Origin of the sequence: Parvularcula sp. LCG005 (assembly GCF_032930845.1) — a bacterium.
Classification (GTDB): domain Bacteria; phylum Pseudomonadota; class Alphaproteobacteria; order Caulobacterales; family Parvularculaceae; genus Parvularcula.
Map to the genome: position 1 here is coordinate 2,751,842 of NZ_CP136758.1, position 24,027 is coordinate 2,775,868.

The 24,027-nt window shown below is 59.2% G+C and carries 26 protein-coding genes and 1 pseudogene; 7 read left to right on the forward strand and 20 right to left on the reverse strand.

Features of this window, described 5'->3' with window-relative positions; all coding sequences use genetic code 11:
• Window positions 1–101 precede the first annotated feature (101 nt).
• A complete protein-coding gene (gene ccmI, locus RUI03_RS13050; RefSeq protein WP_317287903.1) occupies window positions 102–1,208 on the forward strand; it encodes a c-type cytochrome biogenesis protein CcmI in 1,107 nt (368 codons plus the stop codon).
• On the opposite strand, the gene atpC is transcribed toward ccmI, so the two are convergent.
• The 8 genes from atpC to RUI03_RS13090 all read right to left on the reverse strand — a co-directional run bounded on the left by atpC (window position 1,205) and on the right by RUI03_RS13090 (window position 7,918).
• On the reverse strand, window positions 1,205–1,591 hold the full coding sequence (gene atpC, locus RUI03_RS13055) for an ATP synthase F1 subunit epsilon (protein ID WP_317287904.1): 387 nt from the start codon (window positions 1,589–1,591) through the stop codon (window positions 1,205–1,207). The genes ccmI and atpC overlap by 4 nt on opposite strands.
• A gap of 88 nt (window positions 1,592–1,679) precedes the next feature.
• Complete coding sequence (locus RUI03_RS13060) at window positions 1,680–1,847, reverse strand: hypothetical protein (protein ID WP_317287905.1); 168 nt, start codon at window positions 1,845–1,847, stop codon at window positions 1,680–1,682.
• A gap of 188 nt (window positions 1,848–2,035) precedes the next feature.
• A complete protein-coding gene (locus tag RUI03_RS13065; protein WP_317287906.1) occupies window positions 2,036–2,494 on the reverse strand; it encodes a CC0125/CC1285 family lipoprotein in 459 nt (152 codons plus the stop codon).
• A gap of 133 nt (window positions 2,495–2,627) precedes the next feature.
• On the reverse strand, window positions 2,628–4,055 hold the full coding sequence (atpD, locus tag RUI03_RS13070; RefSeq protein ID WP_317287907.1) for a F0F1 ATP synthase subunit beta: 1,428 nt from the start codon (window positions 4,053–4,055) through the stop codon (window positions 2,628–2,630).
• Window positions 4,056–4,126: 71 nt separating this feature from the next.
• The gene (locus RUI03_RS13075; RefSeq protein WP_317287908.1) at window positions 4,127–5,005 is read right to left on the reverse strand and encodes a F0F1 ATP synthase subunit gamma; all 879 of its coding nucleotides are present in this window, start codon (window positions 5,003–5,005) and stop codon (window positions 4,127–4,129) included.
• A 3-nt stretch (window positions 5,006–5,008) separates the two neighbouring features.
• Entirely contained in the window at window positions 5,009–5,818 is an 810-nt protein-coding gene (locus tag RUI03_RS13080) for a hypothetical protein (RefSeq protein WP_317287909.1), read from the reverse strand.
• A gap of 14 nt (window positions 5,819–5,832) precedes the next feature.
• On the reverse strand, window positions 5,833–7,365 hold the full coding sequence (atpA, locus tag RUI03_RS13085) for a F0F1 ATP synthase subunit alpha (protein ID WP_317287910.1): 1,533 nt from the start codon (window positions 7,363–7,365) through the stop codon (window positions 5,833–5,835).
• 4 nt (window positions 7,366–7,369) lie between these two features.
• Window positions 7,370–7,918 carry a F0F1 ATP synthase subunit delta gene (locus tag RUI03_RS13090; RefSeq protein ID WP_317287911.1) on the reverse strand — a complete coding sequence of 183 codons (549 nt, stop codon included), beginning with the start codon at window positions 7,916–7,918 and terminating at the stop codon, window positions 7,370–7,372.
• Window positions 7,919–8,132: 214 nt separating this feature from the next.
• On the opposite strand from RUI03_RS13090, the gene RUI03_RS13095 reads away from it, so the two are divergent.
• Window positions 8,133–9,116: a zinc transporter ZntB gene (locus RUI03_RS13095; protein WP_317287912.1), complete on the forward strand. Its 984-nt coding sequence runs from the start codon at window positions 8,133–8,135 to the stop codon at window positions 9,114–9,116.
• 10 nt (window positions 9,117–9,126) lie between these two features.
• Here the strand turns inward: RUI03_RS13095 and RUI03_RS13100 are convergent, their stop codons facing one another.
• Both RUI03_RS13100 and RUI03_RS13105 read right to left on the reverse strand, forming a co-directional pair.
• Complete coding sequence (locus RUI03_RS13100) at window positions 9,127–9,291, reverse strand: hypothetical protein (RefSeq protein ID WP_317287913.1); 165 nt, start codon at window positions 9,289–9,291, stop codon at window positions 9,127–9,129.
• Window positions 9,292–9,525: 234 nt separating this feature from the next.
• Entirely contained in the window at window positions 9,526–11,931 is a 2,406-nt protein-coding gene (locus RUI03_RS13105; RefSeq protein ID WP_317287914.1) for a TonB-dependent receptor plug domain-containing protein, read from the reverse strand.
• Between the two features lie 161 nt (window positions 11,932–12,092).
• Here RUI03_RS13105 and RUI03_RS13110 point away from each other — a divergent pair, with 161 nt between their 5' ends.
• Both RUI03_RS13110 and RUI03_RS13115 read left to right on the forward strand, forming a co-directional pair.
• A complete protein-coding gene (locus RUI03_RS13110) occupies window positions 12,093–13,118 on the forward strand; it encodes a phytase (RefSeq protein ID WP_317287915.1) in 1,026 nt (341 codons plus the stop codon).
• 159 nt (window positions 13,119–13,277) lie between these two features.
• A complete protein-coding gene (locus tag RUI03_RS13115; protein ID WP_317287916.1) occupies window positions 13,278–14,156 on the forward strand; it encodes a TerC family protein in 879 nt (292 codons plus the stop codon).
• A 10-nt stretch (window positions 14,157–14,166) separates the two neighbouring features.
• On the opposite strand, the pseudogene RUI03_RS14785 reads toward RUI03_RS13115, so the two are convergent.
• The 6 genes and pseudogenes from RUI03_RS14785 to RUI03_RS13140 all read right to left on the reverse strand — a co-directional run.
• Window positions 14,167–14,316: pseudogene (locus RUI03_RS14785) on the reverse strand (AraC family transcriptional regulator); the annotation flags it as partial.
• Between the two features lie 65 nt (window positions 14,317–14,381).
• Entirely contained in the window at window positions 14,382–15,878 is a 1,497-nt protein-coding gene (locus RUI03_RS13120; protein ID WP_317287917.1) for a S41 family peptidase, read from the reverse strand.
• A gap of 112 nt (window positions 15,879–15,990) precedes the next feature.
• Window positions 15,991–17,175, reverse strand: coding sequence for a murein hydrolase activator EnvC family protein (locus RUI03_RS13125; protein WP_317287918.1), 1,185 nt, complete (start codon window positions 17,173–17,175; stop codon window positions 15,991–15,993).
• 49 nt (window positions 17,176–17,224) lie between these two features.
• The gene (locus tag RUI03_RS13130; RefSeq protein WP_317289652.1) at window positions 17,225–17,809 is read right to left on the reverse strand and encodes a 23S rRNA (pseudouridine(1915)-N(3))-methyltransferase RlmH; all 585 of its coding nucleotides are present in this window, start codon (window positions 17,807–17,809) and stop codon (window positions 17,225–17,227) included.
• A complete protein-coding gene (gene rsfS / locus RUI03_RS13135; protein WP_410795951.1) occupies window positions 17,725–18,147 on the reverse strand; it encodes a ribosome silencing factor in 423 nt (140 codons plus the stop codon). Before rsfS ends, RUI03_RS13130 begins: the two co-directional genes overlap by 85 nt.
• 115 nt (window positions 18,148–18,262) lie before the next feature.
• Entirely contained in the window at window positions 18,263–18,865 is a 603-nt protein-coding gene (locus RUI03_RS13140) for a nicotinate-nucleotide adenylyltransferase (protein ID WP_317287920.1), read from the reverse strand.
• A gap of 82 nt (window positions 18,866–18,947) precedes the next feature.
• Between RUI03_RS13140 and RUI03_RS13145 the strand changes: the two genes are divergently transcribed.
• Window positions 18,948–19,910, forward strand: a complete 963-nt coding sequence (locus tag RUI03_RS13145; RefSeq protein WP_317287921.1) for an NAD-dependent epimerase/dehydratase family protein — start codon at window positions 18,948–18,950, stop codon at window positions 19,908–19,910.
• On the opposite strand, the gene folD is transcribed toward RUI03_RS13145, so the two are convergent.
• Together folD and RUI03_RS13155 are read right to left on the reverse strand one after the other, a co-directional pair.
• Window positions 19,907–20,791, reverse strand: coding sequence for a bifunctional methylenetetrahydrofolate dehydrogenase/methenyltetrahydrofolate cyclohydrolase FolD (folD, locus tag RUI03_RS13150; protein ID WP_317287922.1), 885 nt, complete (start codon window positions 20,789–20,791; stop codon window positions 19,907–19,909). The two genes, RUI03_RS13145 and folD, sit on opposite strands and share 4 nt — an antisense overlap.
• A gap of 3 nt (window positions 20,792–20,794) precedes the next feature.
• On the reverse strand, window positions 20,795–21,097 hold the full coding sequence (locus RUI03_RS13155) for a YggT family protein (RefSeq protein ID WP_317287923.1): 303 nt from the start codon (window positions 21,095–21,097) through the stop codon (window positions 20,795–20,797).
• Between the two features lie 183 nt (window positions 21,098–21,280).
• Between RUI03_RS13155 and RUI03_RS13160 the strand changes: the two genes are divergently transcribed.
• Window positions 21,281–21,895, forward strand: a complete 615-nt coding sequence (locus RUI03_RS13160) for a YceI family protein (RefSeq protein WP_317287924.1) — start codon at window positions 21,281–21,283, stop codon at window positions 21,893–21,895.
• Window positions 21,896–21,970: 75 nt separating this feature from the next.
• On the opposite strand, the gene lysA is transcribed toward RUI03_RS13160, so the two are convergent.
• Together lysA and lptM are read right to left on the reverse strand one after the other, a co-directional pair.
• Window positions 21,971–23,236 (reverse strand): diaminopimelate decarboxylase, encoded by a 1,266-nt coding sequence (gene lysA, locus RUI03_RS13165; RefSeq protein ID WP_317287925.1) that lies wholly within the window; start codon window positions 23,234–23,236, stop codon window positions 21,971–21,973.
• A gap of 4 nt (window positions 23,237–23,240) precedes the next feature.
• Window positions 23,241–23,354, reverse strand: coding sequence for an LPS translocon maturation chaperone LptM (lptM, locus tag RUI03_RS13170; RefSeq protein ID WP_317287926.1), 114 nt, complete (start codon window positions 23,352–23,354; stop codon window positions 23,241–23,243).
• A gap of 71 nt (window positions 23,355–23,425) precedes the next feature.
• Between lptM and RUI03_RS13175 the strand changes: the two genes are divergently transcribed.
• A complete protein-coding gene (locus RUI03_RS13175) occupies window positions 23,426–24,001 on the forward strand; it encodes a hypothetical protein (protein ID WP_317287927.1) in 576 nt (191 codons plus the stop codon).
• The last annotated feature ends 26 nt before the right edge of the window (window positions 24,002–24,027 follow it).

The following is a 24,027-nucleotide window of genomic DNA, read 5'->3' on the forward strand; positions in this document are numbered from 1 at the left end:
TTGCTGGCTCAACTGAAATGCGTTGTGCCCGCGACCTAGGCACGCAATGCCCTAGATTGCGGCCCACGGCATCTATATGCAGACCGCGTTGGAGCGCTGTTATGTTGTTTTTCCTGATCGGTGGCCTTGTCGTCCTGGTGGTGGTGGCCGTTCTGCTGCGCCCGTTCTGGTCCGTGGCGGCAAGCGACGATGCCCGAGACCGCGAGATCACGATCTATACCGACCAACTGGCGGAAGTGGATCGGGACCTTGACCGGGGGGTGATCAACGAGGCGGAGGCGCAATCAGCACGCACGGAAATCGAACGCCGCCTGTTATCTGCAGCCCGACGGGCAGATGATGTTTCCGCCAAGCCTTCTCGTCCCTTGCGGGCTGGTCTTGCTGTCGCGGTGGCGGTGCTCCCGCTTCTGGCTGTCATCGTTTACGGGCAGATTGGCGCCCCGGGTCAGAAAGCAGAACCGTTTGCCAGTCGCACGACACCGGCGCAGATCCCTGGCCTGCGAGCAGGCCTGTCGGATGCAGAACAGATCGCCGCGTTGTCGGAGCACCTTGCGACCGTACCAGACGATGTTGAAGCCTTGCGCATGCTGGCGCGGGCACATGTCCGCATGGGGAATTATCAACCGGCACTGGACGCGCTGAGAACAGCGAACCGGGTGGTGGACGGTCAGGATATCAGCCTGTCCGGTGAATATGCGGAGATCATGGTCATTGCCAATGATGGCACGGTGACGGCGCCCGCGCGGCAGATTTTCACTGCCATACAGGAGGCGGCGCCTGACAACCCTCAGGCCGCGTTCTATCTGGCCCTCGCCCTCGCCCAAGACGGACAGACAGAAGATGCTCTGACACGACTCCGCGAACTGCGTGACCGTTCAGATTCAGATGCGCCATGGATGTCGGCAGTCGCTGGCCTCATCAACGCGCTGGAAGCCCCCGTCGCCCCCGCACTCGATCCGGATACGGCAGACGCCGTGATTAGGGACATGAGCCCCGCCGAACAGCAGGCCTTTATCGAACAGATGGTGGGCCGACTGGAAGACCGGCTGGAGGAACAGCCGGGAAATCTGGAAGGATGGCGACGCCTGGCGCAGGCCTATGAAGTGCTCGGCCGTGCGGAGGACGCCCAGCGGGCTTATGCACAGATTCTGAAGATTGCGCCGGATGATGAGGAGGCCTCAGCCCGGCTCAACACCGCTGCGGACTAGACAGTCCGTAAAAGCGCAGCGGCGCGGTCAGCGTTGATGCGGTCTTCGGGGCTCAGACCGCCATCAGCGACCTGTGCCGCAATGGTTGCTTTTTCCGCTGCTAGACGGTCGCCCGTCAGCTCGGATTCAGGAACTGCCACTTCAGCAAGAATGGTCAGGCCCGCCGCCGTGACATCCGCGAAACCGCCGCGAACATAGATCCGTTTGGTAGAGGATCCCTCGTCGATCACGACAAAACCGGGAGAAAGCGTCGACATGATGGGGGCGCTGCCGACCATCACCTGAAAAAGGCCTTCGGCGCCTGGCACGAGAACGGACTCAGCCTCTCCAGAGAACAATTCGCGCTCAGGGGAAACGAGTGAAAAGTGCAAGCGATCAGCCACGGGCCATTACTCCAAAAGGCGGGAAACTCGCGCTCTATAAAGAATGAGGCGTGATGGGGCTAGCCCCAGTCAGACGAAATCGACCTGATCAGGCAGTCGCGCCGGAGAGATTGCTGACAATACCGACAACCAACATCAGCGAGACGCCAGACATGGCCAGAAGACCGGAATAAACGATCCAGCGGCTCTTCACGGCCTTCAGCTCATCAGCTTTCAGGCCCATCGAAATCAGAATATTATCAAGTTGCTGTGTCATGCCGATATAACTCTCGCCTGGCCCCTCCAGTTCCCGAAGGATTGGTAAGGATGGGGCCCAGACCCTTGCATGAAATGCTCGCGCCCCCATGGCGCGGACGCATCTCATGCTGTCTGAAAAGTCATATAAGGACAAATCTTATCGATTAAAGGCAATAAATCGCAACACAGTCGTGCGGTTTATAGCGGCTAGCCGCGATATCCGATCTTGTCGCCATAGTCCGCATAAACAGAACGGACGGCGAAGCCGTCATACTCCGCCGCTTGTTCGGGCGTTGCGAACATGATGGCGACCCGGATCACCGGCAGGTTGCGCGCGCGGCTTTCATCACCCCAATTGCGCATACCCCCCGTCCAGACGCCGGGCGACAAAAGTGCATATTCAGCCAGTTCGGATTCGGACAGGTCCCTGTCGTCCAGTTCGACACCCAGGACGACGAAATGGTCAAAGCCATTTTGCTCAGTCAGTTCAGCCGCCCGCACCATGGCGATATTACGAGCCGTCTCGAAACTCATCGCACGGCCTTCAATCAGATAGCGCGTGTCGGTGATCTTCGTGTCGGTATACCCATTACCGCCCGCACTCGGACCGTAGGTCGAACAGGCTGCCATCAGCGCCAGCAGTGCCAAAGATATAAAACGTCGCATTGCTCTCTCCCGTGCTTGCCGATGTCATTGACGGCTTTCCGGTCAGCAGCGTGACCCACAACCTGTGACTGTGCAACAAAAAACCCCGCGCCAGCGGCACGGGGTTTTTCTGTTCTGATAAATCCAGAAGAGCTTAAGCAGCTTCAGCCATACGCTCGGCCTTGGCCATGGCTTCTTCGATCGAGCCGACCATGTAGAAGGCCTGTTCTGGCAGGTGGTCATACTCACCGGCGATGAGACCCTTGAACGACCGCACAGTGTCTTCCAGCGGCACCTGGATACCTGGCGAGCCGGTGAAGACTTCAGCCACGTCGAATGGCTGCGACAGGAAGCGCTCGACCTTGCGCGCACGGGCCACAACGAGCTTGTCCTCTTCGGACAGCTCGTCCATCCCGAGAATGGCGATGATGTCCTGCAGCGCCTTGTAGCGTTGCAGAATGTTCTGCACGCCGCGGGCAACCTTGTAGTGCTCTTCGCCAACGATACGTGGATCGAGAATCCGCGAGGTTGAGTCGAGTGGATCCACAGCCGGGTAGATGCCTTTTTCGGCTATCGACCGGTTCAGCGTGGTCGTTGCGTCCAAGTGGGCGAACGAGGTGGCTGGTGCCGGGTCGGTAAGGTCGTCCGCAGGGACGTACACGGCCTGGATCGAGGTAATCGAGCCCTTGGTCGTTGTCGTGATCCGCTCCTGCAGGGCGCCCATGTCGGTGGCCAGTGTCGGCTGATAGCCCACAGCGGACGGGATACGGCCGAGAAGTGCGGACACCTCGGCACCGGCTTGCGTGAAGCGGAAAATGTTGTCGACGAAGAACAGAACGTCCTGGCCCTGATCGCGGAAATGCTCAGCGACCGTCAGACCGGTCAGAGCGACACGGGCGCGCGCGCCTGGAGGCTCGTTCATCTGACCATAGATCAGGGAGGCTTTGGAGCCAGCAGCGCTGCCATTATTCTTGGTCGGATCGACGTTCACATTGGATTCGATCATTTCCCAATACAGGTCGTTCCCTTCACGGGTCCGCTCACCGACACCAGCGAACACGGAGTAACCACCGTGGACCTTCGCGATGTTGTTGATGAGTTCCTGAATGAGAACCGTCTTGCCCACGCCGGCGCCGCCGAACAGGCCGATCTTGCCGCCCCGTGGATAAGGGCAGAGAAGGTCAACGACCTTGATGCCGGTCACGAGGACTTCGGATTCTGTTGACTGCTCGACGAAAGGAGGCGCCGCTTGGTGAATACCGCGCTTGGATGCCGTGTTGATCGGGCCAGCATCATCCACCGGCTCACCAATCACGTTCATGATGCGGCCAAGAGTTTCCTCACCGACCGGCACTTGAATGGAGGAACCGGTATCGGACACGGGCTGACCGCGAACGAGGCCTTCGGTGGAGTCCATAGCAATGGTGCGCACTGTGTTTTCACCCAGGTGCTGCGCCACTTCCAGAACCAGCCGGTTGCCGTGGTTATCCGTTTCCAGCGCGTTCAAGATCGCTGGCAGGTCGCCGTCAAATTGAACGTCGACGACAGCGCCGATGACCTGTGAGATCCGTCCTTGTCCCATTTTACTCGTCCTTTGGTCTGGGAGCCGTCAGGCGGCCCCGATAATCGTGTTAATCCTAGAGGGCTTCAGCGTCAGACGCTTTCAGCACCCGCAATAATTTCGACCAGTTCGGTCGTGATCTGGGCTTGCCGTGCCCGGTTGTACTGAAGGTTCAGCTTGTCGATCAGCTCGCCCGCATTTCGCGTGGCATTGTCCATGGCTGCCATGGAGGCGGCCTGTTCCGATGCCACGTTTTCAAGCAGCGCACGGAAAATCTGTACCGCCACGTAGCGAGGCAGCAGCGTTTCGAGAATCGCCTCTTCGCTAGGCTCATACTCGTAAGGCGCCGTCGCACCCGTCCCTTTTGAGCTTGCAGGCGGCTGGGCCGGGATGATCTGGTTTGCTGTCGGGATCTGGGCGACCACTGATTTGTAGCGACCGAAGAACACCGTCGCCTTGTCGAACTCGCCCGCCTCATAACGATTCAGAAGATCATCGGCGATCATCTTGGCTTCGTCGAAGCCGATCTTCTTCCTGTCCTTGAAGTCGATGTGCTTGACGACAAGGTGCTTATAAAGGCGTGACAGCTGCTCATAGCCCTTACGGCCAATACAGTAGAGCTTGACCGTCTTGCCCTCGCCCTGAAGCCGGACGATGTGCTCACGCGCCAACCGCACGATCGACGAGTTGAAGGCACCGCAAAGGCCACGATCAGCCGTCGCGACGACAAGCAGGTGCGTCTTGTTCTCACCCGTGCCGGTCAGCAGTTTCGGGCCCGGCGCACCTTCGATCATGCCAGCAGCCAGATTGCCCAGCACGTTCTCCATACGCTCAGCATAAGGACGGGCAGCTGTCGCCGCCTCTTCTGCGCGGCGCAGTTTGGCGGCGGCCACCATCTGCTTGGCCTTGGTGATCTTCTGGGTCGATTTGACCGAGCCGATCCGGTTTTTAAGGTCTTTCAAAGAAGGCATGGCTTAATTCGTTTTCTCCAAAGCATCATAACAGCCGGGATCGTACGCTGCGACGCAAGTATCTAAGGTCGTAATGAAGTCCGCGATCTCTGGGATTTTCTTGGCTGCCGCCAGAACAAATGGGCGCACCACTTCATAATCTGCAGTAAGTTCAGCTTCGCTACTATGCCTTGTCACCCAATGGGCCGACGACTCAGTACCAGCAATCCACGAAACACTTGTGCCGTCATAAGCAACCGAATCGGGATCGAGAGGGACAAATCGCTGCTGCTCGAAGATTTTTTTAAAATCGATACTGTCAAAAATCTCGGCTATTTCGTCTTCACCCACGTCAGTATTGAAATGCTCGGTCGGCCACAGGATAGTTTTAAACCGATCACGGCAAAAAGCTTCTTCAAGCTCATCAAAATCGTCATCCGCGCATGGGTTCGAATCCAATCGACGTGCGTAGAGCACAGCGTCGGTATCGAACTCGCCCTCGTTATATCCATACCCCGGCTTCCTGATCCAGAACGCAGAAATAGCGATGGCGCGGTGAAACGATGGCTCGATGATGACAGTCAGATGTTTCTCCACAGTATCAGGATTTAATCGATGACCAACTTTCTGGTATTCATCGTGAAGAAATGTAAGCTGGAAGAGAGCTGTGCTGCGTTCGACGGACTGTCGCTCCCAGACTGCTTGGTCTTCCAGACTCATATCAAAAATCGAATCTACATCACTGGATGAAGTGCTCGTGGCACACGCCATCAGTACCGGGAGCAATAGCCCCCAAGCAACAACAGCGCGCATATATCCAAGAACGTTTTTCATCCAACAAGGCAACTTTACGCAAAGTTCTTGGCGAAGGTCGCCAGGATGTCTTTCAGCTTGGCTTCGAGCTCGTCAGAGACTTTCTGCTCGCTTCGGATCGTCGAGAGGACATCCGAATGGCTCGCATGCATGTGACGCAGCAGCTCTTCTTCAAAGCGGCCGACCTTGTCGACGGCGACTTTGTCGAGATAGCCGCGCGTACCGGCATAGATCACGACGACCTGCTCTTCGACCTGTAGCGGCGAGTATTGCGGCTGCTTGAGAAGCTCAGTCAGGCGCGCACCGCGGTTCAGGGTCGCCTGCGTTGCCGCATCGAGGTCCGAACCGAACTGGGCGAAGGCCGCAAGCTCACGATACTGGGCAAGCTCGCCCTTGATCTTGCCAGCCACCTGCTTCATCGCCTTGATCTGGGCGGCCGAGCCCACGCGGGACACGGACAGACCCACGTTCACGGCGGGGCGAATGCCCTGATAGAACAGGTCGGTTTCAAGGAAGATCTGACCGTCGGTGATCGAGATCACGTTGGTTGGAATATAGGCGGACACGTCGTTCGCCTGGGTTTCAATGATCGGCAGGGCCGTCAGCGAGCCTGAGCCGTAATTCTCGTTCAGCTTCGCCGCACGCTCGAGAAGGCGGGAGTGAAGATAGAAAACGTCGCCCGGATAGGCTTCGCGTCCTGGTGGACGACGCAGCAGCAGCGACATCTGACGATAGGAGACGGCCTGTTTGGACAGGTCATCATAGACGATGACGGCGTGCATGCCGTTGTCGCGGAAATACTCGCCCATGGCGCAGCCAGCGAATGGCGCGAGGAACTGCAGCGGGGCAGGCTCGGACGCGGTCGCGGCGACGACGATGGTGTAGTCGAGCGCGCCATTGTCCTCGAGCGTCTTGACGATCTGGGCGACCGTTGAACGCTTCTGGCCGATGGCGACATAGATACAGAACAGCTTGCCCGAATCATCAGCTGCCGCCTGGTTTGGCTCTTTCTGGTTGAGCATGGCGTCGATGCAGATCGCGGTCTTGCCGGTCTGACGGTCGCCAATGACCAGCTCGCGCTGGCCGCGGCCAACAGGGATCATGGCGTCAATGGCCTTGATCCCGGTCTGCACAGGCTCGTGCACGGATTTACGCGGCAGGATGCCCGGTGCCTTCACGTCAACGACCCGGCGCTCTTCATACATGATCGGGCCTTTGCCATCGATCGGGTTGCCGAGCGGGTCCACGACGCGGCCCAGAAGGCCTTTGCCGACGGGCACGTCCACGATCGAGTTCGTGCGCTTGACGGTCGCACCCTCTTTAATATCGCGGTCGTCACCGAAGATCACGACGCCGACATTGTCGGCTTCGAGGTTCAGCGCCATGCCTTTAACGCCGCCGTCAAACTCCACCATCTCACCCGCCTGGACGTTGTCCAGACCGAAGATGCGAGCAATACCGTCGCCGACGGAAAGCACTTGGCCGATCTCGGAAACTTCAGCTTCTTTGCCAAAGTCCTTGATCTGTTGTTTCAGGATCGAGCTGATTTCAGCCGCATTCAATTCCATGGGATCAGGCCTCTTTCAGGGTCTGCTGTAGACGATTGAGTTTTGTACGGAGCGAGGAGTCCACCATCCGGCTACCGACCTTGACGATCAGACCGCCCAGAAGCGAGGGATCCACGCTGGTCACCAGATTGACGGCCTTACCGACCGAAGATTCGATTTGTGCCCGCAGGGCCTTTGTCTGCTCGTCGCTCAATGGACGCGCGCTGACGGCCTCGGCACTCACCTCACCGCGATGCGCGGCCGCCATGCGATGGAAGGCAGTGATGATGCCGGGCAGCACCGAGATGCGATTATTCCGGCCAAGCAGGGCGATCAGGTTCTGGGTCAGCTGCTGTGCGCCCTGGGCCTGAGCGATCGCCGTGAAGGCGGCTGTCTTGCTCTCTGATGAGAAAATGGGCGACTGCGCCACGCTGCGCAGCTCAGCACTATCTGCCAGCGCTTTTTCAAGCGCAGTCAGATCAGCTTCGAGCGCCTCGAGTGAATTTTCGTCACGGGCGAGCTCAAAGAAGGCCGTCGCGTATCGTTCAGCGACGTCGGACCGGGCATCGGCCATGGGGAGGATCCTCCGACAGGGGCCCAGCGTGCGATCGCGAGGCTGACATAAAGCTAGAAAAAGTGGGGTGGCTACCATCCCCACAACAAATTTCGCGGGCGGATAGCATGGGGTAGAAGGCGGTGCAACATCCTGCGCACGCCGAACCGCATCCCTATCGTCTCGCGTGAGGAGACCATTGCCTCATCGCTCCGAACAAGGCCAGACATTTCGCATGGAAATCAGTCAGGAAACGGGCCTCATCGAAGGCTTCACGATCGGCGCAGATGGGACAGTCCAGTCGGTAGACGGCTCGGCACATGTCCTGAATGCGCTGTCGATGCCCGAGGGCGGTTATATCTGGCTGCATTTTGACATGGATGCTGCCAAGCGCTGGCTGTCCTCGGCGGGGCTGGTCGACCAGTTCGTGAGTGCTGCCCTCTTCGCGCCCGAGACGCGTCCCCGGCTGATCACCGAGCATGGCGGCGTTCTCATCAACCTGCGCGGCGTCAATCTCAACCCCGAGAAGAATCCCGAGGACATGCTGTCTATCCGGGCGTTTCTGCAGCCGGGCCGTCTGATCACGGTGCGGCGGCAGCGGTCCGTCGCGATTGAAGTGCTGCGCCAGACCCTTCGCGCCGGCACGGCACCCCCTACGGCGGCACATCTGATGCTTGGCATTATCAACGGCCTGACCGACCGTATTGAGCCGGTGGTGGATCGTCTGTCGGATCGCATTGACGAGCTGGAAATCGAAGCGGTGGAAGGTGGCGCACTGGCGATCGCCGAGGAAGTCACGGAGATCCGCCACGATACGCTGGTATTTCGCCGCTACATGATACCGCAGCGCGAGGCGGTGGCAAAATTCGCCGCCCTCGGCAGCGACTGGCTGGACCAGGACTCCCTCGATATTGCAAAGGAGCAGGCCGACCGCATGCTACGGGTGACCGAAGAGCTCGACATCACCCGCGAACGGTCCGGCATTCTGAACGATCAGGTCACGGGCCAGCGTTCGGACCGGATGAACCGCAACATGATGGTGATTTCCATCGCGTCAGCGATTTTCCTGCCCCTCAGCTTTCTGACGGGCCTGTTCGGCATGAACGTCGCAGGACTGCCGGGCACCCAATGGAACCCGGCCTTTGTCATGGTATGTGTCGGCTGTGTCGTCATTGCCGCCATACTGGGCGGCGTATTGAAACTGCTCGACTGGTATTGAGTCGAGGGGATCAGCCGGGATGGGCCGCTTCGTCCCGCTCAAGCCGCGCACGGCGCAGAAGTCGGGTGCGCTCACGCTGTTCCTGGGCACGCATTTCAACCTCTTGCAGGGCGAGAGCCTGGGCACGTTCGCGTTCAGCGACACGACTTTGCGGGGAAGTTGAGAGTTTGGTCATCACGGTTCCTTTCCGATCGGCGTCCTGTGAACCGGCAGTCGAAAACGAAAAGAACGTCAAATTCCGCATCCGAGAGGCGCGCCAAAAAGGCGGCGCTCGTGAACCATATAGGAATGATGAACGAAAATTACCAATGACTTCACCGTAGGAATAGATTCTGCTGCTGCGGATCGGTCTTGAGACAATAAAAAAGCCCGGCCTGATCGGCCGGGCTTTCCTCATGAAATGCTGATCCTAGAACGCATATCGGCCGACCAGCGTGAAGACACGGCCTGCGCTTTCGGTTTCATATTCAAGCTCGTCAAAATCCCCGATCTCGCCGGAGAGTTGATCGCCCAGCGTGTCGAACTTGTAGAACCGCTCATCCTTGCTCTCGTCGAGAAGGTTCTGGCCCGCAAGGCGCAGCGTGAACTTCTCGCCGAAGCGCTTTTCGACGAATGCCTCAAGATTGGGACCGTACTGGATCAGGACTTCCTCAGCGACCACACGGTTCACCGCATCGCCCTGCTCGCGATAGGTGACGCCGAACGAGGCCCCCAGATCGGGCATGTCGTGGATGAAGCCGCCGTTGAAGACGAATTCCGCCTGATCGTTGATGCGGCGCTTGCCGACTTCATCTTCGACTTCCGAGTCGAGATAGGAGTAGTTGGCGAAGAGACCGGTATTGGGCAGGCCAATCGCCGTCAACGGCGTCGACAGGTCAAACTCGATCCCCCAGACGGTCGCATCGCCTGTGTTCCGTACAGAGAACAGGTAGCTGTCCGGATCGAAGACGGGGTAGCCGGCATCGCCGACGACGAGACCGTCTTCCTCGGCATCCTCAATATCGTCGTCATAATCATCCAGCGCCTCAAGGCTTGGCGCGCCGGTATTATAAGTCTCGATCAGATCCTGGATATCGCGATAGAAGACGTTGATGCCGAACACCCCGTATTCGCCAATTGACCGTTCGTATCCGACGTCGAGCCCCCAGGCCGTTTCAGGATCGAGCTTTGGATTGCCGATGAAGTCGTTATCGCCCAGTTCGCCATCAAGCAGCGCCGGTGAGAGGCTGGAGAATTTCGGACGACGCATTGTTCGCGCGACAGAGATAGAGAACCGGTCCATGTCGCTGAGCACCCATTTGACGTGGGCGGAAGGAAGCAGCACGCCGTAGTCGTTGCTCTGGGACAGAACGCTTTCATCGTCATTCTCTTCAGCGGCCTCGGGGGCCACGTCGATCTGAAGATCGGTCGTCTCATACCGCAAGCCCAGCTCCCACTTGGTCGCCTGGCCATAGTCGCCATTCAGCTGGATGTAAGGATCGATCCGGTTTTCTTCTATCTGCGAAACACCGCCCAGAACCGCTTCGTAGGCTGACACTTCATAATTATCATCCTCGAACTCCACGCCGAATGGTGGCAGGGTCGAGAAGGCCGGTGTGCCTTCGGCCTTGCTTTCACGAATGTCCGTGTCACGCTTTTTCTGTTTGAAGTCGACGCCGATCTCGAGCTTGAGATCATTATCCATCTTCCATTCCTGAGCCAAGCGGGCCGTCAGCTCCTCGTCCGTACGGTTTTCGAAAACCGATTCCCCCTCAATCGAGGTTTCATCGAGGCCATCGGCAATATCCTCGACATCGGATTCGATCTCAAACTCATAGATATCATCCTTGAACTCGGCATAGCCCAGCTTGACCTTGAACTGGCCACCAAGCGCATCGCGTTTGAACTTGGCGAGGACAGAATAATTGTCCTGCACGATATCCTGGTCGTTGATGTTGTAGGTCAGCAGGTCTGACGGATCGATACTTGTTTCGTCGCCATATTCCCAGGAATCTTCGTCCTGCAAACGGTCCGTATGGACATAATAACCCGACAGATCGAGATCGCCGCCAAACACCGGCACATGGTAGCTGCCATTGACAGAATAGTCCGTGCCATTACGGGTGTCGGTCTGATATTCGCGATTGTCGAATTCAAATGCGTCACCATCGTCATTCGGCTCAAGGCGCGTGCTTTCCTTGATCTTCGGGTTGCGACGTCCCTGAATGTTTGCCCCCACGATGAAGCGTCCCGGACCCGCCTCGCCGCCATAGACGGCGCCGAGAAGTTCACGCACCCGGCCGTCGGGGTAGTGCATGGCACCAGCGCGGACATAGCCGCCATCCAGCGTGTAGCCATCGCGCAGGACGATATTCAGTGCACCGGCAACCGCGTCGCCAGACCGGCTGGCCGAGCTGCTGCGAATGATTTCGACGCGCTCGATCAGCTCTGCCGGAATACGGTCAAGGAAGAACGTGCGGTCGTCGCCGGAGCCCGGCACCTGTTCGCCATTGATCAGGATCTGCGTGTAGCCAGCGCCAAGACCGCGCAACTGCGCCTGGTCGGCTTCGAGGATATCAGTACCGACAAAGGCAACCGATGGCACCCGCTTGAGGGCATCGCCCGCCGTCAGGGGTTCGAAGCGCTGAAAATAATCGGTGTCATATTCAAGCGTTGGCGCAATGGATTCAGACAGGTCACGATAACCAATCGTACCCTGAACAACAATTTCATCAACATTTTGCGGCGCGCGCTCGTCATCTGACTGCGCGGCGGCCGGACCGACGGAGACCAGCGCAACAGTTGCGCAACCCATCCACCAATTCGATTTCTTCATGATCCCAAGTCCCATTTCACGGTTACCCCTGGGATCGGTCCCCTAGCGATTTTGTGTGACAGTCTTGCGACGAGTTCACATTTTGTTGATCTCCACTATCCCCTCTGCCAAACATGTGTTTAACGCATCACAGTAAAAAACTGGGTTATCGGGAATTTCAAATGCGCACTGTGTACGGTTCATTTCTGTTTTTGGCACTGGCAGCCTGTGCGGCGAAGGCACCCGCGCCATCATTAGGATCCGTACCAGCGCGGATGGAGACGCCCGCGGTCGGCGTCGACGGAGACGCAGCGGACGACCCGGCGATCTATGTTCCTGCTGACCCGGCCCAGACGCGCATCATCGGCACCCAGAAGAAAGGTGGCCTGTACGTTTATGATATCAATGGTGATATCGTGCAGGAGCTCCTGTCCGGGCGTCCAAACAATGTTGATCTGCGCACAGATTTTCCCTTCAGCGACGGGATGGGCGTCTTGGTGGTCACAAGCGACCGCAGCGACAATGCGATCGTCCTGTGGAAAATGGACCCCGAAACCGGCCTCATCGATCCGGCGCCGAAAGCACGTATTCCGTCAGGGTTTGATGAAATTTATGGCATCTGCATCGGCCGCGTCGACGACCGCATGCTGGCCCTTGCGACGTCCAAGACCGGCGAGGTCGGAGTATGGCAGATCGACAGTGAGACAGACTTCGTCCAGCGCCACTCGCATGACTTCGGCTCAATCGCGGAAGGCTGCGTCATCGATGATGAGTATGGACATGCCTTCATTGCGCAGGAAACGGTCGGCATCTGGCGCATGCCGCTGACCCCCGCCGTGCCCGAACCGGTCCTGATCGCGGAGATGACGGCGGATTATCTTGTCGAGGATATTGAAGGGCTCGCCATCTGGAAGGGTGATGAACTGGGCGGCTATCTGGTGGCGTCGGTTCAGGGCGCATCGCAATTTGCGGTCTTCCGCCGCGACGGGTCACGCTATCTGGGAAGTTTCGCAATCGATAGCGGCACGGGCGTCGACGGCGTGTCCGGGACGGACGGCATCGAGATTTCGTCGGCCGTAGTGACTGAAGACTTCCCCAAGGGTCTGATGGTCGGCCAGGATGACGTGAATACAGACCCGGCCGAAACCCAGAACTTCAAATTCGTCTCCTTCGCCGATGTCATCGACGCGATCGAGCGGGCCGACTGAACCTCTTCCACCTGCGATTGAGAAGATCGGGCGGCCGCGCGGCGGACCGTTGCGGTTGTCGACCCGAACGTGGCGACTAAGTCATGGGGCAGTCTGGCGTTTTGTCGCATGCCTCTATAGCAGGGGAGCGCAGAAGCCGAACAAACTCAGGATGCGCGCGTGACCGATATTTTCTCCCTCGACGGCCTGTTTACGGTCTCCAATTTCTTCACCCTTCTGATGCTGATCCTGCTTCAGGCGGTGCTGGGGTTCGACAACCTGCTTTATATCACGATTGAGAGCCGTCGGGTCGAGGCGAGCCGCCAACGCTTTGTCCGGCGGATGGGCATCCTTGTTGCTATCGGCTTTCGGATCATCCTCCTGTTCGGCATCCTCCTGTTGTTCTCCGCGCTGGGGGAGCCGCTGTTCAATATTAATCTGGGCAATGTCATCCAAGCTGAAGTCACGTTCCGTGCGATCGTGACCCTGTTCGGTGGTGCCTTCATCATCTGGACGGCCATCAAGGAAATCTTCCACATGCTGTCCGTCGACCATCTCGAACACTCCGAAACCGCGGACAAGCGGTCGGTAGCCTCGGCGATCACCCTGATCGTGATCATGAATCTGGTCTTCAGCTTTGACAGCCTGCTTTCCGCGGTTGCCCTGTCTGACACCTTCCTGCTGGTCGCCACGGCCATCATCATCGGCGGAGTAATGATGGTGTGGCTGTCCGATCATGTGGCCCGCTTCCTTGAGCAGAACCGCGCCTATGAGGTCCTGGGTCTGTTCATCCTGCTGGTCGTTGGCGTGCTGCTGGTGACGGATGGCGGTCACCTCGCCCATCTTGAGCTGTTCGGATACGAGGTTCAGGCGATGTCGAAGGCCAGCTTCTATTTCGTCATCTTCGTGATCGTCTGCGTGTCGGTGGTGCAGTCGAAATACCGCAACAAGCTGATGGCCCAACGCGATGAGGCAGCGCGCATGGGCATTCCGACAACGGAGCCCGATGTCGGCCTGATGCAGAAACCAAAGGCCAAGGCCACGACGCCCGGTATGTAGGCGTGAGTCCTTTCAGCGGCAGGAACACGTCGACCACATTGGTCTCGGTCGCCGCGGCCAGTCCGAGGCTCAGCCTCTGGCATTTGACCGGAAAGTCCCGCACCTCTTCACCGCTGGCGGAAAGCCAGTCGCGATAAAGGCAGAGGGCCGCCGGTTCAAGGACGGCAGGACCACGAAAAAGGGGCCCGAAGGGGCCCCTTGATTTTTGCCGAATGTGATCGCCGATCAGCGTTCAATCAGCCGCGCATCGGACAGAAGCTGACCATAGGTCTGACGATCCATCAGAAGCTCTTTCGCACGGTTCAGCTGGCAGTCTTCTTCAAGCGGACATTCCGTTGGCTCAACAAACAGGGCCGTCGCGTTCTCTTCAGCCTGCTCCTTGGCTTTCAGATCCTTCTGACCGTCGAGCAGGATCTGCTGGGAAGTGGTTGGCCCCGTGCTTGGTGCTTTCTCCACTTCCGGATCGGGCTTGGCCTCGTCCGTCGTCACGTCGAGAGCGCCGCGCAGGTCGGCTTCACGGCGACGCTGATCGGGCGTGTCCTGACCCGGACGAGTGATCGGCATGACAATATCAGGAACGATGCCCTGCGCCTGGATCGAGCGGCCCGACGGCGTGTAATACCGCGCGGTGGTCAGACGAAGGGCGCCATTGAGACCGTTCTGCAGCGGCAGCACGGTCTGCACCGATCCCTTACCAAAGGTCTTGGTCCCCAGAAGGAGCGCGCGATTTCGATCCTGCAGCGCGCCGGCCACGATTTCGGAGGCCGATGCCGAGCCGCCATTCACGAGCACGACGATGGGCACATTCTTGACCATCTGATCCTGCTCACCGACCTCGCGCATCGAATCTTTCGTGCGGCGACCACGCGTGGAGACGATCTCGCCGCCTTCAAGAAAAGCATCGGACACGGCGACCGCCTGATCGAGAAGGCCACCTGGGTTGTTGCGCAGATCCAGAACGATCCCCTTCAGACCGTTCGGCGCTTCGCTTTCCAGCTGCGTGATCGCTTCGCGCATCTTGCGGTCCGTCTGGGCCGTAAAGCCGGTCAGACGGACATAGCCGATGTCACCCTCTTCCATGCGGGAGACGACCGGGTTCACGGTGATGATGTCACGCACGAGATCGAATTCGAGCGGCTCGCCAACATCCTCGCGGATCACTTTCAGCTGTACCGACGTGCCGCGCGTGCCCTTCATCAGGCCGATGGCATCATCGAGCGTCATGCCGAAGACACTTTCGCCGTCGATTTCGTAGACGAGATCGCCCGGCTCGATACCCGCGCGGGCGGCCGGTGTATCGTCGATTGGCGAGATCACCTTCACAAGGCCCTTGCCGGCGCCTTGGGTTTCCAGAGAGACCTGGATCCCAAGACCAGCGAAAGTACCGCGGGTCTGCTCCTGCATCCGGTCGAAATCTTCGGGCGGCATGTAGCTCGAATGCGGATCGAGATTGGTCAGCATGCCATTGATGGCACCCTCGATCAGAACCTTGTCGTCAGGGTCCGAGACGTAATTCTCGTGCACCTGCTCGAAAATCTCACCGAACAGATCAAGTTGGCGGAACGTTTCAGCATTGAAGCCCGTTCGCGCGAAACCGGCTGTCAAAAACGCAGCGGTGACAGCACTCCCGGCCAATGCCGCAGCTGCCAGTGCAGAAACTGACCCCGCACCTTTAAAGCGTTTTGGCGACAGGCGGGCGGAACGGTGGCTTTCAATGGTCATAAATAAGTCCGGTAGCTTAAATCCGTTGATGTTTAATGTGGCATGTCGCGAGACTTGTAGCAAAGCCCGATTCGGCGCTGTGGCATGAAAGTCACGTCAGGTTAACAGGCGGCTAGCGTATTGAAGAAATCAGCCATGGCGCGGGGTTGATGGGAACATTATTGCGGCGGATCTGAAAACGAAGCGCACCCGGCCCACCTCTGTCCATACTGCCCAAAGGCTCACCGGCGCGCACCACATCATCACGCGTCACGTCCAGCGTGCCAAGTCCGACCAGCACCAGGCGGTAATCGTCTCCAACGTCGATGATCACGATATTTCCAAGACGCCCCACGGGGGCAGCCCACACAACGCGCCCGCCGAAGGGCGCCGTGACGATGGCGCCCGGCCGCGTTGACAGGGTGATATCTTCGGACCGGCCACCGCCCTCCTGGGTCACGCCGAAACCGGATGTGATGCGCCCGGCGGCGGGCAGCGGCAGGGCGGACAACGCCGCGCTAAAGCGGCTTGGAAGATTGGCGTAAATTTCCGGGCCACCGGTTGGCGCCTCAGGCCGCGGCACCACGCGGCTTGGCCGTGCTGCGATGCCTGCGATCAGGTCTCGCAAGGTTGTGGCTTCTTGCGCCAGCTTGCGATCTTCCTCTTCGATCTGTGCCAGTCGCGCCCGGTCCCGGGCATGGGCCGCCTCGCGCTGGCTCAGGGCGTCTTCCAGCAGCCGCCGCCGTTCGGACAGGGCGGATTCGGTGCGATCAAGTTCCTGCCGCTCCCGTGCCTGGCGGGCGCGGATGTCGGCAATGCGGTCAAGCTGCTCGCGCAACGCCTTGGCTTCCGCCTGCAGCTCCGGCGTCACGGCAGACAGGGCGATGGCGGCAACCGCAGCATCCGTCGCGTCGTCGGGAGAGACCGCCAGCGCCGGTGGGCGAGAACGTTCAAGGGACTGGAGCGCGGCGAGAACATTGCTCATCGCCGTCTGGCGCGCCTTGAGGTCTGCGCTTGCAATTTCTTCTTCCGCCGACAGGGAGGCGAGACTGTCCTCAAGCGCGGTGGCTCGGCCCTCAGCATCCTGAAGGCTCTCGGCAATGGTCACGATTCTGGATTTCAGATTGGCCAGCGCCTGTTCTGCAGCTTCGGTCTTCTCGCGCAGTGCCGCCGCGTCCCGCGCATTCTGGCGCATCTGATCTTCAATCCGGCGCAGGCGTTCAGCTTCTTCAGCCGTCTGCCCTTCCTGCGCCGAAGCGCATGTCAGCGCCGCGACCGCCATCAGCATGAATGACACCAGATACCGTCTCAGACCCATCACCATCTTCCTGCCGGGCTCCGTTGCGCCGACAGACGCGTTGTTTACCTTAATCCCGGTGATAGGGATGGCCAGTTAACAGAGTCATGGCGCGGTACAATTGTTCTGCGATCATTGCCCGGACCAGCATGTGCGGCCAGGTGGCACGACCGAAAGCGATTTTGGTCACCGGACGGCCTGCGAGCCGGTCCTGGAAATCGGACACGAATCCGTCTGCGCCGCCGATGAAGAATGTCATGGCCGGCGCCCCCTGATCACGCCGCTGCTCAATCAGCGCTGCGATCTCCCGGCTCGAAAGGTTCTTGCCCGCTTCGTCGAGGACGACCACCGGCCCCTGCTGCGGCACGGCGTTCAGGAGCAACCAGGCTTCCTTGTCCTGCCGCGCAACGCCCGACAGCGCACGCGGGGCCTCCACAACGCTGAGCGAAGGCCCATCAATGCCAAGGCCGCGCGCAAGGTCCTGCGCCCGGCCCAGATATTGATCCGTCAGGAGAGAGTGCGGTGAGCGGGCATCCTTACCCACGACCGCTAAATGCAGGCCAAACAGCCTTAATCCTCCGACGCGTCGCCAAAGGCGTCGGTCTGCGGCGCAAAATCGCTGGTCGTATCCGTCGTGAAGATTTCCGGGGCCCAGATCCGCTCAAGGTTATAAAACCCGCGAACTTCAGGCCGGAAGAGATGGACGATTACATCGCCGGCATCAATCAATACCCAGTCACAGGCCGGCAGTCCTTCGACCGCCACCTTGCCGTAACCGGCTTCTTTCAATTCGCGCTGGATCTTGTCTGCCATCGCCCCGACGTGACGCTGCGAGCGCCCGGACGCGATAATCAGCGCGTCGGCGACATCGGATTTGCCTTCAAGATCGATTTTGACAATGTTCTCAGCCTGATCGTCGTCAAGGCGCTGAAGAACAAGCGACAGGATTTCCTGTGGGTCTGACGATGCTGTTTCGTTGTTGAGTGAATTCATCATCGTTGCGGCGCGTTCCTGAGCGCCGCCAAAGGACTGAACGTGCAGATCCTACCTCCAAAAATGCGTCTTCGACAGTGAAGACCAAGCCAATATAGCATCGATGAAACCTTATCTAAAGGGTCTGTTTGGATGTCCTTAGCGCGGTCGAGCTGATCGGATTATGAGCAATCGGCAAGAAGGCCCAGGCAGGCGCCGCGGACAGCGGCAAGAGCGCCACCGCGTCAGGCCGCATTCGGTAGCCCGCATAGGCCCGCGCCGCCGGGCTTTTCAGCGCCGCCAGATCATGTCCAGGACGACTGATCACCGCCACAGGCATCGTCGACAATATCTGCTCCCACTGCCGCCAGCGATGAAAACTGGCCAGACTGTCAGCGCCCATCAGCCATACGAAATGGCTCTGGGTAAACCGCTTCGTCAGTTCCTTGAGCGTATCCACCGTGTAGCGCGTGCCCATCTTGTCTTCGATGTCGGTCACCCGCAGCCATGGTCGGCCCCCCGCCACCGCCCTCGCGCCGGCAAGGCGCTCCGGCAGCGGCGCGTAGTCTTTTGCTTCTTTGAGGGGGTTTTGCGGCGTGACCAGCCACCAGACCTGGTCGAGCCCTATAATACGGCGGGCGGCCGACGTCAGGTCCAGATGCCCCTGATGGGCCGGATTGAATGATCCACCCAGAAGGCCGATTTTAAGGCCTTTTGCCGTATCAGGGGTCGGTACCATCCTCTTGTGTTTCCTTTCAGGGAACTTTCCGGCAAACCGCCGCCTTGAGTTTCTTCTGACCGTCTATTCGGGACATAACGTTATGGCCATCCTCGTCACGGGCGCCGCCGGCTTTATCGGCCACTATACCGTCAAGGCCCTTCTCGATCGCGGAGAACAGGTCATCGGTGTCGACAGCCTCAACGATTATTACGACCCGGCCCTGAAACGGGCCCGTCTGGACAATATCGGGGAGAACAAGGCGTTCACCTTCGTCGAAGGCGATATTGCCGACGGCGCCCTCGCCGCCCTGCCCGTCACCCCCACCGGGATCATCCACCTCGCCGCCCAGGCCGGTGTCCGTTATTCCATCGACAATCCGCGCGCCTACGCCAAGGCCAATCTGACCGGCCATACGGAAGTGCTGGAGCTGGCCCGCGCCCTGCAGGTCAAATGCGTCTATGCCTCCTCAAGCTCGGTCTATGGCGGAAACACCAAGACCCCGTTTTCCGAGGAGGATCGCACCGACGATCCCGTATCGTTCTATGGCGCCACCAAGAAATCAGACGAACTGCTTTCCCAGTCCTATGCGCGGCTATATGGCCTGCCGCTGGTGGGCTTACGGTTTTTCACCGTCTATGGCCCCATGGGTCGGCCGGACATGGCCTATTGGATGTTCACGGACAAAATTCTGAAAGGCGAGCCGATCCGCATCTTCAATCAGGGCAAGATGGGCCGGGACTTCACCTATGTGGACGATATCGTCACCGGCGTTCTGGCTGCGTATGACCGCCCACTGGCGGTGCCGGACGGTATGCCGACGCATCGGATCTATAATCTGGGCAATGACAATCCCGAAGAGCTGATGACCCTCGTCACCACCATTGAGGACAAGCTGGGGCTGGACGCTGAGAAAATTTTCGAGCCTATGCAGCAAGGCGACGTAGAGCGGACCTGGGCGGATATCAGCCGCGCGCGATCAGAGCTTGGCTATGACCCGAAAACCGGGCTTGAAGAGGGGCTCGACCGCTTCGTCCACTGGTTCCGGGACTTCTACAACCGCTAAACCGACGGATCGTCCAAACCATGCCGCCGTGCCGCCGCTAGGACGGTGTTGCGCAGCAGGCAGGCGATGGTCATTGGCCCGACGCCGCCGGGCACCGGGGTGATCGCTCCGGCGACTTCCACTGCCTCGTCAAAGGCCACATCGCCCACCAGACGGCTTTTGCCGCCCTCGCCGTCGACGCGATTGATCCCCACATCGATCACCGTGGCACCGGGCTTGATCCAGTCGCCGTGGATCATTTCTGGCCGACCTACAGCCGCGCAGAGAATATCCGCCTGACGACAGATATCAGGCAGATCCTTCGTCCGGGAATGCGCCATGGTGACGGTGCAGTTCTCCGCCTGCAGCAGCATGGAGAGCGGCTTGCCCACAAGGATCGACCGACCAATTACCACCGCATGCTTGCCGCTCAGGTCACCTAGATGGCTCTTGGCAAGAATGACGGAGCCCTGCGGGGTACAGGCGACGAGTCCCTTCCGACCGAGCAACACGCGGCCAGCATTGACCTCGGTCAGGCCGTCTACGTCCTTCTCAGGATCAATCAGGGCAATGGCCGCGTCGCTGTTCAGATGGCTTGGCAGCGGCAGCTGCAGGAGAATGCCGTCCACGCGATCATCAGCATTGAGGTCCTGGATGAGGCGCTCAACAGCCTCTTGCGCGCTCTCTGCCGGCAGCTTGAACTCAAAGCTTTCCATCCCCGCCTCGCGGGTCTGCTTGGCCTTGTTGCGGACATAGACCTGGCTGGCAGGATCTTCCCCCACGAGAATGACGGCCAGTCCGGGCGCGCGGGCCAGCGGCGTTTTCAGCGCGCTGGCCGCCTCGGCGACGCGCACGCGCAGCTGGGCAGCAATGGCTTTCCCGTCAATCAGCGTGGCTGTCATGATTTAGAGTCCCCGATTCATGGCGGGATAAAATATGTAGGTATTCAGGCCGATCTTGAGCGCTCGCAAAGCGATAAAAAGAATGATCGGCGATATATCGATGCCGCCCATATTGGGCAGCAGATTCCGGATCGGCCGCAAGGCCGGCTCCGTCAGCGCATAACAGGTCTGCAGGATCGAGCGGACAACATTATTGTTATTGTTGATCACGCCGAAAGCGATCAGCCAGCTGGCGATGATCGAGACCAGCAGGATCAGCACATAAAGATCGATCAACGCGAATACGATATATTCGATGACGGCCACGGTCCGGCTCCCTTCAAAATTCAAGACCCGCATCTAGGGCGGGTTGCACCGACACTCAAGGAAGCTTGATCCATGCGCGTTGCGCAAAACTGAATGCCCCGCACGCGGCTGGTTCTTCGGAGCAGACCGACTACCTTATGGCATGACAGCGCAACGGCGCTGACCGCCTTTTTGGAGAGACCCATGAAAACGCTTCTTCTCGCTGCCCTCGCCTCAACGTCATTCACTGCGGCTGCCTTTGCAGCCGATGACCACATGGAGGCCAATGGCCTCGCCGCAATCGCATCCGGCACCTATGAAATCGACAAGAGCCATGGCTATGTCAACTTCACCTACAACCATATGGGCCTGTCGAACCCGATCCTCAGCTTCACTGATGTTGACGCAACGGTACAGCTCGTCGCCGATGATCCAACGAAATCCACGCTGATGGTCGATATCGACCCAAGCTCTGTCAGCACCGGCGTTGAAGTGTTCAACGGCCACCTGACCGGCGAAGACTGGCTTAACGTCGCCGAGTATGACGACATCACCTTCAAATCGACCAGCCTGACGATGACCGATGCCGAGAACGGCACCCTGACCGGTGACCTGACCCTGAAAGGCGTCACCAAGCCTGTCACGCTCGACGTCACCCTCAATGGCGCCAAGAAGCACCCGATGAAAAACATCGACGCTTTCGGGATTACCGCCACGGGCACCATCATGCGCTCTGAATTTGGTCTTGGTGCTTATGTCCCTGCAGTGAGCGACGAAGTCGAGCTCATGATCAGCGCGGAATTCCTTAAGGCTGAGTAAGTCTCACCCTCTCCCCCAAGGCCTGCCTCCCAAGGCCAAAGGGCGCTCCATTGGAGCGCCCTTTTTTGTGGTTCATCAGTGATCAGACAGATCCGGGATCGTTTCGAGAGACAGAATGTCCTCGTAGCTCGGCCGCCTTCGGATGACGTGGAAACGGTCGCCGTCCACCAGCACCTCTGGCACCAAAGGCCGCGTATTGTATTGAGAGGCTGAGACAGCGCCATAAGCGCCCGCCGTGCGGAACGCCAACAGATCACCTGGCTGCGGATCCTGCAGAGCGACGTCTCTGGCGAACAGATCGGTTGATTCACAGACCGGTCCGGCCACGTCGTAATTGGTCGCAGCTGCGTCTTTTTCCGTCACCGGCATGATTTCATGATGGGCGCCGTACAGCATGGGACGGATCAGATCGTTCATCGCCCCGTCGACAATGGCGTAGGTGCGCGTTTCCTGATCTTTGGCATAGAGCATGGAGACCACGAACAGCCCTGCATTGCCGACGATCATGCGCCCCGGCTCCAGCATGACGCGGATATCCGTACCGTCTGTCACGCTGCGGATCAGTTTTGCATAATCCGACGGCAGGGGTGGCGGCTCTGCTGCCCGGCCATAAGGAATTCCGAGCCCACCACCCAGGTCAAGCGTGCGGATATCATGTCCCATGCCGCGCAACGTCCCCACCAGTTCGACAGCGGACCGCGCCGCCGCCTCAAATGGCGCAAGAGAGGTGATCTGCGAACCGATATGCATGGCGACGCCCTGGACCCGGATGCCGGGCAGTTTTTCAGCCAGAGCATAGGCATCGAACGTGCGGGCGCGGGGCACACCAAACTTGTCGCCCTTGCGTCCGGTCGAAATCTTGTCGTGCGTACCGGCGTCCACATCGGGATTGATCCGGAATGAAACGGGGGCTGTCATGCCCTTTTCACTGGCCACGCGTGACAGGACCGCCAGCTCGGCTTCGCCCTCGACATTGAACTGGCCAATGCCGGCATCGAGGGCGTCGGCGATCTCCCGCTCGGTCTTGCCGACCCCGGAAAAGACGATCCGCTCTGCCGGAATGCCTGCCTTCAGGGCACGGAATAATTCGCCACCAGAGACGATATCAGCACCTGCGCCGCGTTTGCCAAGCAACGACAGGACCGCAATGTTCGACAGGCTTTTCACCGCAAAGGCGATGAGCGTGTCTGTCCCGGCGAAGCCTTCGGCAAAAACATCGAAATGCCGGCGGAGTGTCGCCGTGCTATAGACATAGAATGGCGTGCCCACCGACCGTGCGATTTCCGGCAGCGGCACATTTTCAGCACACAGCGTGCCGTCGACATAAGCGAAATGGTCCACGGGCCTACCCTGCAGCTCGGGCGTCTACGGGCGGCGGCGGCATGTCGAGCGGGGCCTTGCGGCCACAGCCGGAAAGGCAGGCGGCAAGCGCGACGAAAAGGATCAGGGCAGCTTTCATATCCGTCGCTTGCGCGGCTCGTTATCCTTCGTCAAGTGACGGCAGGCACTGAGAATGAGGATCAATCGTCCATGGACCTGCAGAATTTACTGACCCGCGGCACGCTGATCCGCGTCATGGGTGCAATCGCCGGGCTGTGGATCGTCATCATTCTCGTTATCGCATCGCAATCGCCTGATACGGCGGCGGTCAGCGCCGGCGGTGACGTCCGCCCGCCAAAGGGTTTTGAGCTGGCTTTCCCGCCTCGGCCCGTCCCTGCGATGACCCTGACGGATGGGGACAGGGCTGTCAGCCTGCGATCCCTGGCGGGCCAACGCCTGCTGGTCCAGTTCTCTCCCAGTCCCTGCGAAGGGTGCGAGGAAGCGGGCCGCGATCTTCTCGATTTGCGCCAGACCTTTGATCAGGACGCGCTTCGCGTGGCTGTGGTGACACAAATTAGGCCTGCCGCGCCTGTTTTTGGCACCTTTCACGATGCAGACGGCCAGATGACCACCTATATCGGACGCAATGCAGCGAAACCCGTCACTATCCTCTATGATCCCACAGCCAATTGCGAGATTGGCCGTATTGTCGGCGTAGTTGATTGGCAGTCCGAAGCAGTCAAACGGTTTCTATCAGCGTCCTTGACAGAAGCCGGATGCCGATAAACGGTAAAAAAATTAATTCGCGCGGG

What these genes read in the sequence shown, in the direction of transcription:
- RUI03_RS13080 (WP_317287909.1), bottom strand. Translation starts at nt 5,818, where the DNA reads ATGAAAAACGTTCTTGGATATATGCGCGCTGTTGTTGCTTGGGGGCTA.
- RUI03_RS13075 (WP_317287908.1), bottom strand. Translation starts at nt 5,005, where the DNA reads ATGCCTTCTTTGAAAGACCTTAAAAACCGGATCGGCTCGGTCAAATCG.
- atpA (WP_317287910.1), bottom strand. Translation starts at nt 7,365, where the DNA reads ATGGAATTGAATGCGGCTGAAATCAGCTCGATCCTGAAACAACAGATC.
- RUI03_RS13090 (WP_317287911.1), bottom strand. Translation starts at nt 7,918, where the DNA reads ATGGCCGATGCCCGGTCCGACGTCGCTGAACGATACGCGACGGCCTTC.
- RUI03_RS13100 (WP_317287913.1), bottom strand. Translation starts at nt 9,291, where the DNA reads ATGACCAAACTCTCAACTTCCCCGCAAAGTCGTGTCGCTGAACGCGAA.
- RUI03_RS13095 (WP_317287912.1), top strand. Translation starts at nt 8,133, where the DNA reads ATGGAAATCAGTCAGGAAACGGGCCTCATCGAAGGCTTCACGATCGGC.
- RUI03_RS13125 (WP_317287918.1), bottom strand. Translation starts at nt 17,175, where the DNA reads ATGGGTCTGAGACGGTATCTGGTGTCATTCATGCTGATGGCGGTCGCG.
- RUI03_RS13145 (WP_317287921.1), top strand. Translation starts at nt 18,948, where the DNA reads ATGGCCATCCTCGTCACGGGCGCCGCCGGCTTTATCGGCCACTATACC.
- lptM (WP_317287926.1), bottom strand. Translation starts at nt 23,354, where the DNA reads ATGAAAGCTGCCCTGATCCTTTTCGTCGCGCTTGCCGCCTGCCTTTCC.
- RUI03_RS13110 (WP_317287915.1), top strand. Translation starts at nt 12,093, where the DNA reads ATGCGCACTGTGTACGGTTCATTTCTGTTTTTGGCACTGGCAGCCTGT.
- atpD (WP_317287907.1), bottom strand. Translation starts at nt 4,055, where the DNA reads ATGGGACAAGGACGGATCTCACAGGTCATCGGCGCTGTCGTCGACGTT.
- RUI03_RS13060 (WP_317287905.1), bottom strand. Translation starts at nt 1,847, where the DNA reads ATGACACAGCAACTTGATAATATTCTGATTTCGATGGGCCTGAAAGCT.
- ccmI (WP_317287903.1), top strand. Translation starts at nt 102, where the DNA reads ATGTTGTTTTTCCTGATCGGTGGCCTTGTCGTCCTGGTGGTGGTGGCC.
- RUI03_RS13105 (WP_317287914.1), bottom strand. Translation starts at nt 11,931, where the DNA reads ATGAAGAAATCGAATTGGTGGATGGGTTGCGCAACTGTTGCGCTGGTC.
- RUI03_RS13065 (WP_317287906.1), bottom strand. Translation starts at nt 2,494, where the DNA reads ATGCGACGTTTTATATCTTTGGCACTGCTGGCGCTGATGGCAGCCTGT.
- rsfS (WP_410795951.1), bottom strand. Translation starts at nt 18,147, where the DNA reads ATGAATTCACTCAACAACGAAACAGCATCGTCAGACCCACAGGAAATC.
- RUI03_RS13140 (WP_317287920.1), bottom strand. Translation starts at nt 18,865, where the DNA reads ATGGTACCGACCCCTGATACGGCAAAAGGCCTTAAAATCGGCCTTCTG.
- RUI03_RS13160 (WP_317287924.1), top strand. Translation starts at nt 21,281, where the DNA reads ATGAAAACGCTTCTTCTCGCTGCCCTCGCCTCAACGTCATTCACTGCG.
- RUI03_RS13120 (WP_317287917.1), bottom strand. Translation starts at nt 15,878, where the DNA reads ATGACCATTGAAAGCCACCGTTCCGCCCGCCTGTCGCCAAAACGCTTT.
- folD (WP_317287922.1), bottom strand. Translation starts at nt 20,791, where the DNA reads ATGACAGCCACGCTGATTGACGGGAAAGCCATTGCTGCCCAGCTGCGC.
- RUI03_RS13175 (WP_317287927.1), top strand. Translation starts at nt 23,426, where the DNA reads ATGGACCTGCAGAATTTACTGACCCGCGGCACGCTGATCCGCGTCATG.